The organism is Micromonospora sp. LA-10 (assembly GCF_051853095.1).
Lineage (GTDB): Bacteria > Actinomycetota > Actinomycetes > Mycobacteriales > Micromonosporaceae > Micromonospora > Micromonospora echinospora_A.
The window spans coordinates 328,992-342,236 of the sequence record NZ_CP195710.1; the positions used below are offsets into that span (position 1 = coordinate 328,992).

10 protein-coding genes are annotated in these 13,245 nt (G+C 76.4%); 6 read left to right on the plus strand and 4 right to left on the minus strand.

The annotated features are described in order from the left end of the window. Nucleotides 1-22 precede the first annotated feature (22 nt). From ACSDG8_RS01610 to ACSDG8_RS01625, 4 genes are all read left to right on the plus strand, one after another. On the plus strand, nt 23-1,222 hold the full coding sequence (locus tag ACSDG8_RS01610; protein WP_210900309.1) for an ROK family transcriptional regulator: 1,200 nt from the start codon (nt 23-25) through the stop codon (nt 1,220-1,222). Between the two features lie 238 nt (nt 1,223-1,460). Next, entirely contained in the window at nt 1,461-3,869 is a 2,409-nt protein-coding gene (locus ACSDG8_RS01615; RefSeq protein ID WP_439427554.1) for a beta-glucosidase, read from the plus strand. Further along, nucleotides 3,866-4,885: a LacI family DNA-binding transcriptional regulator gene (locus ACSDG8_RS01620; RefSeq protein ID WP_210900315.1), complete on the plus strand. Its 1,020-nt coding sequence runs from the start codon at nt 3,866-3,868 to the stop codon at nt 4,883-4,885. The genes ACSDG8_RS01615 and ACSDG8_RS01620 overlap by 4 nt, the downstream gene beginning before the upstream one ends. Beyond that, entirely contained in the window at nt 4,882-7,059 is a 2,178-nt protein-coding gene (locus ACSDG8_RS01625; protein ID WP_210900317.1) for a glycoside hydrolase family 95 protein, read from the plus strand. The genes ACSDG8_RS01620 and ACSDG8_RS01625 overlap by 4 nt, the downstream gene beginning before the upstream one ends. On the opposite strand, the gene ACSDG8_RS01630 is transcribed toward ACSDG8_RS01625, so the two are convergent. The 4 genes from ACSDG8_RS01630 to ACSDG8_RS01645 are packed head-to-tail and all read right to left on the minus strand — an operon-like array spanning nt 7,056 to nt 10,483. Then, on the minus strand, nt 7,056-7,565 hold the full coding sequence (locus tag ACSDG8_RS01630) for an NUDIX hydrolase (RefSeq protein WP_210900319.1): 510 nt from the start codon (nt 7,563-7,565) through the stop codon (nt 7,056-7,058). The genes ACSDG8_RS01625 and ACSDG8_RS01630 overlap by 4 nt on opposite strands. Nucleotides 7,566-7,574: 9 nt before the next feature. Continuing rightward, the gene (locus ACSDG8_RS01635) at nt 7,575-8,462 is read right to left on the minus strand and encodes an SDR family NAD(P)-dependent oxidoreductase (protein ID WP_210900321.1); all 888 of its coding nucleotides are present in this window, start codon (nt 8,460-8,462) and stop codon (nt 7,575-7,577) included. After that, nucleotides 8,459-9,766 (minus strand): flavin-containing monooxygenase, encoded by a 1,308-nt coding sequence (locus tag ACSDG8_RS01640; RefSeq protein WP_210900323.1) that lies wholly within the window; start codon nt 9,764-9,766, stop codon nt 8,459-8,461. The genes ACSDG8_RS01635 and ACSDG8_RS01640 overlap by 4 nt, the downstream gene beginning before the upstream one ends. 54 nt (nt 9,767-9,820) lie before the next feature. Further along, entirely contained in the window at nt 9,821-10,483 is a 663-nt protein-coding gene (locus ACSDG8_RS01645; RefSeq protein WP_247679713.1) for a TetR/AcrR family transcriptional regulator, read from the minus strand. Nucleotides 10,484-10,556: 73 nt separating this feature from the next. Between ACSDG8_RS01645 and ACSDG8_RS01650 the strand changes: the two genes are divergently transcribed. Both ACSDG8_RS01650 and ACSDG8_RS01655 read left to right on the plus strand, forming a co-directional pair. After that, entirely contained in the window at nt 10,557-11,909 is a 1,353-nt protein-coding gene (locus tag ACSDG8_RS01650) for an MFS transporter (protein ID WP_210900325.1), read from the plus strand. A gap of 12 nt (nt 11,910-11,921) precedes the next feature. Then, entirely contained in the window at nt 11,922-13,214 is a 1,293-nt protein-coding gene (locus tag ACSDG8_RS01655; RefSeq protein ID WP_210900327.1) for a hypothetical protein, read from the plus strand. The last annotated feature ends 31 nt before the right edge of the window (nt 13,215-13,245 follow it).

The window sequence follows — 13,245 nt, forward strand, 5'->3', positions numbered from 1 at the left end:
GGGCGCAGGAGGCGGGCAGTACGTGATCAGCATCGACCGGCCGACGGCCGACCTCGGCGACGTGCGGGTGACAAACCGGGCCGTGGTGCTCCGGCACGTCCGCCGCCACGCCCCCTGCTCCCGGGCCGACGTCGCCGCGCACACCGGGCTGAACAAGGCCACCGTCTCCAGCCTGGTCGGCGAGCTGATCGAACACGGTCTGCTGCGCGAGACCGGGCTGACCGAGAACCGGGTGGGCCGCCCGGCCACCATGCTCGTCCTCGACGGCGCCCGCTACGTGGGGCTCGGGCTGCGCGTCGGCGCGGACGAGCTGGTCGCGGTGGCGGCCGGACTGGGCGGCGACCCGGTGCTCACCTGGCGGCGCGCGTTCCCCGCCGCCACCGCCGGTCCCGAGGAGACGGTGAAGGCGCTGGCCGCGCTGACCCGGCGCGCCGTCACCCGCGTCACCGGCGCCGACCGCGCCGTCCTCGGCCTCACCGTGGCCGTGCCCGGGCTGGTCGACGCCGACGGGGACGTGCCGACGGCCCCGGCGCTCGGCTGGCGCGGCGTCCCACTCGCCGCCGCGTTGCGCCGCGCGCTGCGGGATCCGGGCTTCCCGGTCACCGTCGACAGCGAGGCCAACCTCGCCGTCCTGGCCGAGCAGCGGCACGGCCCGTACGCCGGCACCGCCGACCTGGTGCACCTCACCGGCGGTCCGGTGATCGGCGCGGGCCTGATCAGCGGCGGGCGGCTGCTGCGCGGCGGCCGGGGCTTCGCCGGCGACGTCGGGCACCTGCCGCTGGCCGCTGACGGTCCGCCCTGCGCCTGCGGCCGGCCTGGCTGCCTGACCGCGCTGCTCGGGGTGGACGCGGTGATCGGCCGGCTGCTACCGGACGCCGGCCCGGTCACCGACCACCTGCCGGAGATCGAACGGATCCAGGCGCTCGCCCGGGCCGGGGACGAGCCGGCGCGGACCGGGCTCACCGAGATCGGCCGGTTGCTCGGCCAGGCGGTGGCGGTGCTGGCCGGGCTGCTCGACCCGGACGTGGTGGTGGTGGGCGGCCACCTGGCCGCGCTCGCGCCGTGGCTGCTGCCGGCCGCCCACGCCGAACTCGCGGCCCGCACCCCGGTCCCGCCCGGCGTGCGGCTGGAGGCCAGCACGCTCGGGTCCGCGGCCGGCGCGCTGGGCGGGGCCACCGCGGCGCTGGCCACAGTGGAGGCGGGACGCCTGCCCGCCGGATGACCCCTTGACCGCACCGGCCGGAAGGTGTCAACCTCGGTAGCGCCGCGTTCCGGGACCGGGCAACCCCGACAGCGGCGTGTTTTTCGGCGGTTGTCGAAGCGCTTCACCACCGCTCCGGGCCGACCCTGCCGACCGACCACCACCCCTTTTCGCGTACGTGCCGCCCCATCACCGGCACGGCCGTCGAAGCGCTTCGACGGCTGAGCGGCGACCCGTACGCCGACCGGAGGCGCCCACCATGACCGACCCCGTCCCCCACCGTCTCGACGACCTGCTGGCCCGGCTCACGCTGCCGGAGAAGCTCGGCCTGCTGCACCAGTGGCAGGCGCCGGTGCCCCGGCTCGGCCTGCGCGCGTTCCGCACCGGCACCGAGGCGCTGCACGGCGTCGCGTGGCTCGGCACCGCCACCGTCTTCCCGCAGGCGGTCGGCCTGGCCGCGAGCTGGAACCCGGACCTGATCCGGGCGGTCGGGGCCGCCGTCGGCGACGAGGTGCGGGTCAAGCACCGGGCGGACCCGGTCCGGGTCGGCCTCAACGTGTGGGCGCCGGTGGTCAACCCGCTGCGCGACCCCCGGTGGGGACGCAACGAGGAGGGCTGGTCCGAGGACCCGTGGCTGACCGGGCGGCTCGCCACCGCGTACGGGCTCGGGCTGCGCGGCGACCACCCGATCCGGCTGCGGACCGCGCCGACGCTCAAGCACTTCCTCGGCTACAACAACGAGACCGACCGGGCCACCACCTCCAGCGACCTGCCGCCCCGGGTGCTGCACGAGTACGAGCTGCCGGCGTTCCGCGCCCCCCTCGCCGCCGGCGCGGCGGTCGCGGTGATGGCGTCGTACAACCTGGTCGACGGCGTGCCGGCGCACCTGAGCCCGCTCATCGAGGGCGAGCTGCGCGGCTACGCCGACGACGACATCATGGTGGTCGGCGACGCCGGGGCGGTCGGCAACATCGCCGGCGTGCAGGAGTACCTGCCCGACCACGTGGCCGGGTTCGCCGCCGCGCTGCGCGCCGGGATCGACAGCTTCACCGAGGACGACGAGGACAACGCCCCCACAGTGGAACGGCTCACCGAGGCGCTGGCGCGCGGGCTCATCGAGCCCTCCCACGTGGACCGGGCGGTACGGCGGATCCTGTCCGTCCGGTCACGCCTGGGCGACCTGGACCCGGACCCCCACGACGACGTGCCACCCGACACGCTCGACAGCCTCGCCCACCGGGAACTCGCCCGCGAGGCCGCCCGCCAGTCGGTCGTGCTGCTGCGCAACGACGGCCTGCTGCCGCTGCGCCCCGGCACCCGCGTCGCCGTGCTCGGCCCGCTCGCCGACACCGTGCTCACCGACTGGTACAGCGGCACCCCGCCGTACACGATCAGCGCGTACGCGGGGCTGCTCGGACGGCTGCCCGAGGTGACCACCCACCCCGGCACCGACCGGGTCACGCTGCACGTCGGCGACCGGGCGGTACGCCACGACGGCGACGGGCCGCTGGCGCTCGGCGACACCGCGACCGAGTTCGAGGTGGTCGACTGGGGGCAGGACGTGGTGGCGCTGCGCGCCGTGGACACCGGCCGGTACGTCGGCGCCGACGACACCGGGGCCCTGGTGGCCGACCGCGACGGACCGGGCGGCTGGGTGGTACGCGAAACGTTCCGCCTGGACCACCGGCCCGACGGCACCACGCTGCTGCGCCACCTGGCCACCGGACGGCACGTCGCCGTCGCCCCGGACGGGAACCTGAGCGTGGCCACCGGCGACCCGGCCGTGTTCACCGTGACGCTGCGCGCCGACGGTGCCGCCGACGCCGCCGCGCTGGCCGCCGCCGCCGACGTGGCGGTGGTGGTGCTCGGCAACCATCCGATGGTCAACGGCCGCGAGACCGAGGACCGGGCCGACCTGACGCTGCCCACCGGCCAGGAGGAACTGCTGCGCGCGGTGCACGCCGCGAACCCGCGTACCGTGCTGGCGCTGACCAGCAGCTACCCGTACGCGGTCGACTGGGCGCAGGAGCACCTGCCGGCGATCCTGTGGAGCGCCCACGGTGGACAGGAGCACGGCAACGGGCTCGCCGACGTGCTGCTCGGCGCCGCTGACCCGGGCGGGCGGCTCACCCAGACCTGGTACGCCGACACGGCCGAACTGCCGGACCTGCTCGACTACGACGTCATCGGCGCCGACACCACCTACCTCTACCACCGGGGCGAGCCGCTGTACCCGTTCGGGCACGGGCTCAGCTACGCCGCGTTCGACTACGCTGACCTTCGGTTGAGCACCGCCACGACGCGTGCCGGCGAGGAGGTGGAGGTGAGCGTCGAGGTCACCAACACGGGCCGCCGCCCGGGCACCGAGGTGGTGCAGCTCTACACCCGGCAGCGGCGCTCCCGGGTCAAGCAGCCGCTGCGGCAGTTGCGCGACTTCGCCCGCGTCACCCTCGACCCGGGCTGCTCCGCCCGGGTGACGATGCGCCTGCGTACCGCCGATCTGGCCTGGTGGGACGAGACCCGCGCGGCCATGGTGGTGGAGGACGCCACCCATTCGGTGCTCGTGGGCCGGTCCGCGCGCGACATCCGGCTCGTCGGCGCGCTCACCGTCACCGGCGGCCACGCCACCGCCGAGCCGGCCGACAGCACCTGCGGAGCCGCCCGGTGACCGGCCGAGTCCCCGGCGAGCAGGTCACCATCGCCGACGTGGCCCGGCACGCCGGGGTGGCGGCCAGCACCGTGTCGTACGTGCTCAGCGGCAAACGCACCATCTCGGCGACCACCCGCGGACGGGTGCTGGCGAGCATCCGCGCGCTGGGCTACCACCCGCACGCCGGGGCGCGCGCCCTGGCCAGCCGCCGGGCCAACGTGATCGCGCTGGTGCTGCCGCTGCGTACCGGTATGCAGGTGCCGGTGGTGATGCGCTTCGCCACCGCCGTGGTCACCACCGCGCGCAGCTACGACCACGACGTGCTGCTGGTCACCGCCGACGAGGGCCCGGCCGGGCTGCACCGCATCGCCGGCAGCGCGCTCGTCGACGGCGTCCTGCTGATGGACGTCGAGCTGGAGGACTCCCGGGTGCCGCTGCTGCGGGAACTGTCACTGCCCGGCGTACTGATCGGGCACCCGGCCGACAGCACCGGCCTGGCGTGCGTGGACCTCGACTTCCGGCGCGCCGGTGAGCTGTGCGTGGAACACCTGGCCGCCGCCGGGCACCGGCGGATCGCGCTGCTCGGCGCGCCCGCCGCCGTCTACGACCGGGGCACCGGGTTCGCCCATCGCACCCGCGCCGGGGTACGCGCCGCGGCCGAGCGGCTCGGCATCGACGCGGTGACCCGCTCCTGCGAGGAGGGACCGGCTGCGGTACGCCGCGACCTGGAGGCGCTGTTCGCCGACCACCCGGACGTCACCGGCCTGGTGGTGCAGAACGAGTCGGCGGTCGGCCCGGTGCTGGCCACGCTGCCGCTGCTGGGCCGCCGGGTGCCCCGCGACGTGTCGGTGGTCGCGGTCTGCCCGGACGAGCTGGCCGAGCAGTCGGCGCTCACCTGCGTACCGGTGCCCGCCGAGGACGTGGGCCGCCAGGCGGTGGCGCTGCTGATGCGGCGGCTGAGCGGCGAGGCGGTGCCGGAGGTGACGCTGCTGGAACCGCGCCTGGTCGTGCGGGACACCAGCGCCGACCGGTGACGACCCACCGCATCCACGACACCGCACCGGCAGCCGACTGGACCGACGCGTTCCTCACCGGCAACGGCGAGCTGGGCCTCATGGTCCCCGGGCAGCCGCACGCGGAACGGATCGTGGTCAACCATCACCGGCTCGTCCTGCCCAACGGCACCCGGGCGGCCCGCGCGCCCGAGCTGGCCGCCCGGATGCCGCACATCCGCGCGCTGGTGCTCGCCGGACGGCGGGCCGAAGCCGCCCGGCTGCTCACCGGCGGCCGGGAGCTGGAGTGGACCCAGTCGTTCCACCCCGGGTACGCGCTAACCGTCTACGCGCCGCCCGGCCCGGTACGCGACTACCGGCGCGACGCCGACTTCACCACCGGTGAGGTGACTGTCGAGTGGTCGGGCGGGCGGCGGCGCTGCTTCGCCTCTCGTGCCGACGCGGTGGCGGTGCTGCACTTCGACCAGGGCGACTGCGTGGTAGGGGCGACCGGTGACCTGCCCGGCCGGCCCGCCGACGTGGTCTACGAGCACGCCGCGTACCGCCGCGACGGGCTGGTGTTCCTGCGGGTACGCGCCCGCTACCCGCACGCCGGCGGGGCGTACGGGTTCGAAGGGCTGACGCTGCTGCGCGGCGACGTGAGCGTCCACGGCGACCGGGTGCGGGTACGCGGCCCTGCGCTGCTCACCACACTCGTGGACCGGCCCGACGCGCCGCCCTGGCGTACCCGGGAATCGGAACGGCGGCTCGCCGCCCTGGCCGGGGACTACGACGCGCTGCTGGCCCGGCACGTGCCCCGCCATCGCGGCCCGTACACCCGGGTCGGCCTGGACCTCGGCGTGCCCGCCGCCGACCGGGCGCTGCCGACCGGTGAGCTGCTGGCCCGGCAGGCCGCCGCGCCGCACCGGCTGGACCCGGCGCTGCTGGAGCGGCTGTTCCACTCCGGCCGGTACCTGCTGTTCAGCGCCAGTGGGGTGCTGCCGCCCCGGCTGACCGGGCTGTGGCTGGGCTCGTGGGACGCCGCGTGGGCCGGTGACTTCACCACCGACGCGAACCTGAACCTGCAACTCGCCGGGGCGAACGTGGGCGCGTTGCCGGAGGTGACAGCGGCGCACGCCCGGCTGGTCGCCGCGCAGGTGGAGCACTGGCGCGCCAACGCCCGCTCGGTTTACGGCGCGCGCGGCCTGCTCGCGCCCAGCCGCACCGACGGCGAGCACGGGCACCTGTTCCACGTCCACCCCGACTGGCCGTTCACGGCGTGGCTCGCGGGCGCGGACTGGCTGCTGCATCCGCTGCACGAACACCACCTGGTCACCGGTGAGCCGCTGGGCGAGGTGGCCGGCTGGCTGGCGGAGGTGGCGGACTTCTTCGCCGACGTGCTCACCGATGTGGACGGGCAGCCGACGCTGGTGCCGTCGTACTCGCCGGAGACCGGCCCGTACGACGACACCGGCCGGACCGCGCCGGTCGCGGTCAACGCCACCATGGACGTCGCCGCCGCCCGGCACGCGCTGCGGTTGGCCGCCGAGGTCACCGGCGACGACAGGTGGGCCGGGGTACGGCCGCCCGGCTACCTGGTGGACGGGCGCGGCGCGCTCGCCGAGTGGGCGTGGCCGGGCAGCACCGGCGACGAGGACCACCGGCACGTCAGCCACCTGTATCCGGTGTGGCCGCTGGACGAGATCAACCCGGACGACACCCCGGAACTGGCCGCCGCCGCGCACCGGGCGCTGACGCTGCGCGGCGACGAGAACCAGTCCGCGCACGGCAGCCTGCACCGGGCGCTGGCCGCGGCGCGGCTGCGCGACGGTGGCTTGGTCGCGGCGAACCTGTGCAAGATCCTCGGCGCGGACATGTTCTTCCGGTCGCTGATGAGCGCGCACAACCCGGGCCGGACCACGTACAACGCCGACGCCGCGCACGCGCTGCCGGCGGTGCTGATCGAGTCGCTCGTGCAGTCCCGCCCCGGCGTGCTGCGGCTGCTCCCCGCGCCGCTACCCGATCTGCCCGCCGGGACGCTGCGCGGCATCACCTGCCGGGGCCGCGTCACAGTCGAGGAGCTGACCTGGGCGCCGGGCCGGGTACGGGCGCGGCTGGTGTCGCCGGTGGCGCAGCGCGTGGTCGTCCACGCGCCGGGCGGACACCGTGCGGTGGATCTGGTTCCGGAGCGGCCGTGCGACGTGACGTTCGGCTAGAGGTTGTCGGGCCGGCGCAGCGCCGGGTGGGTCTGCCCCGGCGCGGTGAACCACGGCGGGGCGTCGTCGGTGAGCGCCGTGCCGATCCGCAGCCGCGCCCAGTCGTCCAGCTCGGGCAGCGCGTCCGGGGCGAACCAGGCCACCGCCAGCGACTCGTCACCGTCGGCGGCCGGCGCCCCGCCGATCGCCCGGCAGCGGAACCAGATGTTCAGGTATTCGCAGGCGTCGCCGTTGGGATAGACCACCGGATGGGTGGCGACACCCGCGAGGCGGTCGATCGCCACCTTGACGCCGGTCTCCTCGTGGACCTCCCGCACCAGCGCGTCGGCGGGCTGCTCCCCCGGATCGACAGTGCCGGCCGGGACGGACCAGCGGCCGTTGTCGCCCCGGCGGGCCAGCAGCACCCGTCCCGCGTCGTCGGTGACCACGCCGCTGACGCCGTACAGCATGAGCAGGTCGTGGCCGACGTGGCGGCGTAGCCGGGCGATGTAGGGCGAGACGGCCATGCGCGCACGCTACCCGCGGGCCTGCCGGTGCCGCCGGACCATGCCCGCGGCCAGCGCCGCACCGTCCAGGTCACCGGCGGTCAGGCGCCCGGCGACGGTACGGCGTACCAGCCGGTCGGCCAGCGCCGGGGCATGCCGGGCCAGCGCCATTTCGATCCGGCCGCGCCGGGTGGTGGCCACATCGCGGGGCGCGCGCCGGGCGGTGGCGGCGCGCAGGATCGCCGCGACCACGCCGTCGACGGGTTCCGGGCGGGACACCCCGTTCAGCGACAGTCCGGCCGCCACCGTGCTGTCGTGGATCGGGGAGGCGACCATGCTGGGGTAGACGACGCTGACGCCGACGTGGGTTCCTACTTCGTGGCGCAGCGCGTCGGCGTACGCCACGAGCGCCCGCTTGCTGACCCCGTACGCGGCGGCCAGCGGCAGCGGCAGCACCGCCATCCGGCTGGCCACGAAGATCACCCGGCCGCGGGCGGCCTCCAGGGCGGGCATCGCGGCGGCTGTGGTGCGCCAGGCGGCGAGCAGGTTCACCTCGATCTGGCGGCGCACCACCTCGTCCGGCGGCAGTTCGGCCGGTGCGGGCCCGCCCACACCGGCGTTGTTGATCAGCAGGTCGAGCCCGCCGAGCCGGTCGATCGCGGCGGCCACCGCCGGTGGTGTCGCGGCCGGGTCGGTCAGGTCGACGCCGAGCACCGGCGGAGTGGCGCCGAGGTCGGCGTGCAGGTCCAGCCCGATCACGTGCGCGCCGGCGGCGGTGAGCGCCGCGCCGAGGTGCTGTCCGAACGTGCCCCGCGCGCCGGTGACGAGCACCCGCCGCCCGGCCAGAGCGCTGCGGCCTGCCGCGCCGGATCCGGTCCGCTGCGGGTCGGCGGCGGGGTCCCGGCCTGCCGCGCTCATCGCGCCGCTCCCGCGCGGCGCTGCCCGGCGGCCAGTTCGCGGCCCAGTTCGGCCAGGTAGACGTCGAAGTCGACGCGCATGTGTGGGCGGCGCTGTCCCCAGCGGGCGGTGGCGGCGCGCAGCTCGGCGCGGCAGGCGGCGGCCTGCCGGGCCGGCTCCGGTGGCGCCCAGGTGCCGGCCAGGCGCGCGGCGACCAGCCGGGCCTGCGCCTCGACCAGCGGGAACGCGGCGCCGGTGGACTGCATGAGCCCGACGAACGCCAACCCGGGGGCGTCCAGGTGGAACACGTGCCGGTACAGCGGCAGCCGGTCGGGGCCGTCGCCGAGCAGCGCCGGGTCGAGGAACGGCACCTCGACGCGGTAGCCGGTGCACCAGACGATCAGGTCGATCTCGTCGGCGCGGCCGTCGGTGAACTCGACCCGGTTGCCGTCGAAGCGGGCGATGCCGGGCCGGGCCTGGATGTCACCGTGGGTGAGCCGGGACAGCAGCGCGTCGGACAGCGTCGGGTGGTCCTGGAGGAAGCCGTGCGCCGGGGCGGGCAGCCCGTACCGGGTGGGCGGCCCGACCGCGGTGGTGATCATGGTCTGGCTGATTCGCTGGCGCAGCCGCCAGGGCAGCCGGCGGGCCAGGGCGCCGTTGAGCGTGTCCGACGGGCGGCCGAGCAGGTACTTCGGCACCACCCAGACGCCGCGGCGCAGCGACAGCAGCGTGGTCGCGGCGGCGTACGAGGCGTCGACGGCGATGTCCATGGCGGAGTTTCCGCCGCCGACCACGAGGACCCGCCGCCCGGCGAGCTGCTCCGGCCCGCGGTAGTCGTGGCTGTGCATCTGCTCGGCCGTGCACTCACCCGGGTACGGCTCGGGTCGCTTCGGGGACCGGTTGTGCCCGTTGGCGACCACCACCGCTTCGACGTCGACCTCGACCGGGCCGTCCGGGCCGGTGGCCCGCACCCGCCAGCCGTCGCCGGTACGGGTGACCCGCTCGACGGTGTGCCGCAGCCGTACCGCCTCGCGCAGGCCGAACCGGTCGGCGTACTCGCCGAGGTAGCCGGCGACGCGGGTGTGGTCGGGGTAGTCCGGCCAGTCGGCGGGCATCGGGTGGTCGGCGAACTCGGTACGGCCCTTGCTGGTGTTCAGGTGCAGCGTCCGGTACGCGGGCGAGCCGGGTGCGCCGTACACCCAGAGGCCGCCGAGCGTGTCGGCCGCCTCGAACGCGACGGCCGGCACACCGGCGTCGGCGAGCGCCTTGAGCGTGGCCAGCCCGGCGGCTCCGGCGCCGACGACCGCGACCCTCGGTGTGGCCATACCCGCCTCCTTAATCCAACGACCGATGGATAGTCCCCGGAGCGCGGGCCGGCGTCAAGGCCGGGTGTCGGCCGGACCTGACCGATACAGCGCGTCGAGGAACCGGTGCACGAACGCCCGGAACTCCCGCCGCTCCCGCGCGCCGGAGACGTTGCCCGCCGCCAGGGCCACCACGTGCCCGTGCACCGCCCAGACCAGGCTGCGCACCGTCACGTGCGGCGTCGGTTCGGTCAGCGCGCCCGCCTCGGCCGCCGCGACGAGCAGCTCCTCGACCAGCCCGTACAGCGGGGCGGCGTAGCGGCGGTCCAGTTCGCCGTGCCGCTGGGGCTCCAGCCAGCGGCGCAGCCACAGCGCTGTGGTCTCCGGCCGGTCCTCCAGGAAGTCCACGAACACGTCCAGCAGGTCGTGCAGCGCGCGCAGCGCGTCGTGCGGGCCCGCTGCCAGGGCCGCCCGGGCGCGTTCCCCGGCTGCCTCGATGACCTCCCGCTCGGCGCTGAACACCCGGGCGAAGCAGGCGTCGTAGAGCTGCGCCTTCGTGCCGGTGTGGTGCACGACGGTGGCCGCGTCCACCCCGGCCGCGGCGGCGACGTCGCGCACGCTCACCGCGTCGAAGCCCCGTTCGGCGAACAACGCGGTGGCGGCGGCGAGCACCAGGTCACGGGTCGGGCGCTGGTCGTCGCGGCGGGGCCGGCCCGGCCGCCGGCGAGGCATGGTCATCCGGCCATTGTTCCCCCTACAATCCAGCAACCGTTGGATTGGGGGCGGCGTGCCCCGAGGACAGGAGGCCGCGATGACCGGGCTGGATCAGCGCTCCGACGCGCTCACCCTGCCGCGCGGCCCGCTCGCCGGGTTCGCCACCGGCTCGCTCGGCATGGGCGTCTGGGTCACAGTGCCCGGGCTGCTGCTGCTCTACTTCCTGACCGACGTGCTGGCGGTCGCCCCGTGGCTGGCCGGGCTCACCCTGCTGCTGCCGAAGATCGCCGACGTGCTGCTGCACCCGTGGATCGGGCACCTCTGCGACGTCGAGCAGGCCCGCCGCGGTCACCGCCGCCGGCTGCTGCTGGCCGGATGCGCGCTGCCGCTGGCGTTCGCCGCGCTGTTCGCCGTACCCGGCGGCCTCACCGGCGCCGCCGCGGCCGGCTGGGTGGCGATCTTCTTCGTCGCCGGCAACCTGCTCTTCGCCGCGTACCAGGTGCCCTACCTGGCGACGCCCGCCGACCTGCGGATCGGCTACCACGAGCGGACCCGGCTGATGGCGTTCCGGATGGTGGTGCTGACGCTCGGCATCCTGGTCTCCGGGCTGCTCGCGCCGCTGCTGGCCGGCGGCGACGACGCCACCCGCGACGGTTACCTGCTGATGGGCGTGGTGCTGGCGGCCGGGATGCTCGCCGCGATGCTGGTCGGCGTCGCCGGGATCGGCCGGTTGCGCCGTACCGCCGCCGACGCGGTCACCCCGCACGGCGCGGGCGGATGGCGGGCACTGACGGCGAGCCTGCGGGACCGACAGTTCCGCTGGCTGGTCGGCGCGTACCTGGCCATGTCCACCACCACCCACCTCGTCCTGGCCGGAGTGCCCTACTACGCCGAGTACGAGCTGGGCCGCCCCGGACTCACCACAGTGCTCGTGGCCGCGTTCGTCGCGCCCGCGCTGCTGGTGACGCCGCTCTGGCTGACTGTGGCCCGGCGGATCGGCAAGCAACGCGCCCTGCTCGCCGCGCAGGCCGCGTTCGCCGCCGGGTCGCTCGTGCTGGCGGTCGGCCGTCCCGCCGGGCTGCCGGTGCTGGTGGCCGCCGTGGCGGTGCTCGGGGTGGCGTTCGCCGGCATGCAGTTGCTGCCGTTCTCGATGCTGCCCGACGTGATCCGCGCGGGAGGCGGCGCCGAGCGGGCCGGCACGTACACCGGGGTGTGGACCGCCACCGAGGCCACCGGCGCGGCGCTGGGCCCGTACGCGTACGCGCTGTGCCTGGCCGCCGGCGGCTTCGTGGCCTCGACGGCCGGGCAGACCGTGACCCAGTCCCCGGCCGCGCTCGACGCGCTGCGCTACGGCTTCGGGCTGCTGCCCGCCGCCGTGATGGTGGTCGCGGTGCTGCTGCAGCGCCGCTACACCCTCGACGGCGCGGCCCGCGCCGACGCCGCCGGATAGACTTCGCCCCCGATGGACGCCGAGCCCGCCACCGACACCCGACCCTGCGCCCACTGCGGACGCGACGTGCCGCAACGCGTCGGCGCGGGCCGCCCGTTCCGCTACTGCCGGGACAACGACGGCGCCTGCCAGCGGGCCGCGCGCAACTCGCGGATGCGTCACCGCAACTCCCCCGGCCTGCCCGGGCAGGTGGCGCGCACCTGGGAGGCGGTGGACCGGCTCGACCAGATCGTGGAGACGCTCACCGAGGCGCTGCACGCCGAACTGTCCCCGGCCGGTGTGGAACGCCAGCTCGCCGAGCTGCGCGCGGAGACGTCGGCGCAGGTGGCGGCCGCGCACGCCGAACGCGACGAGGCCCGCCGCGAGGCCGAGGACGCCGCCGCGACAGCGGCCCGCGAACGGCAGCAGACCCGCGCCGCGTACGCCGAACGCGACGCCGCCGCCGACCGGGCCGAACGGGCGGAGACGTCGGCCGCGGCTGCCGCCGAGCGGGCCACCGCCGCCGAGGACGCCCGCGACGCCGCCCGCGCCGAGGCGGGCGCGGCGCAGGCGCTGCGGGTGCAGGCCGAACGCGACCGCGACGCCGCCCGGCACGACCTGCGCACGGTACGCGCCGAACGCGACGCCGAACGCCGCCGCGTCGCCGAGCTGACCGCCGAACGGGACACCGCCCGCGCCGACGCCGAGCGGGCCACCCGTTCCGCCGCCGAGGCCCTGGACCGGGCCGAGCAGTCCCGCGCCGAAGCCGACCGGGCGCGCGCCGACGCCCAGGCCGCCCAGGCCCGGGCCACCGAGGCGGACCGGTCCGCCCGGGCCGCGACCGAGCGGGCCGACGCCCAGGCCGCCGCCGCACAGCAGGCTCGCGCCGAGCGGGACCGGGCCGACGCGGTACGCGCCGACGTCGAGGCGGCGCTGGAGCGTTCCCGCGCCGAGTCGAGCGCGGCGGTCGACGGGGTCCGCGCGGAGGCTGCCGCTGCTGTCGAACGGTCTCGTGCCGAGGCTGCCGCTGCTGTCGAACGGTCCCGGGCCGAGGCTGCCGCTGCCGTCGAGCGGTCCCGGGCCGACGTGGCCGCCGCGGTGGAGCAGGCTACGGCCCGTACCGCCGAGCGGGACGCGCTGGCCGCGGAGCTGGCCGACTCGCGGCGCGCCGCGACCGCCGCCGAGGCCCGCGCGGCCGACCTGGCGGCCCGGCTCAGCGCTGCCGAAGCCGACCGGGACGCGGCGCAGCGGCGCGCCGGGCAGCTCGCCGACCAGGTCAGTGACCTGGCGACCGCGCTGGCGCGGCTCGGCACGCGCACCGGCTGACCGCGCCACGGGCTGGGAACGGGGCAGCGCC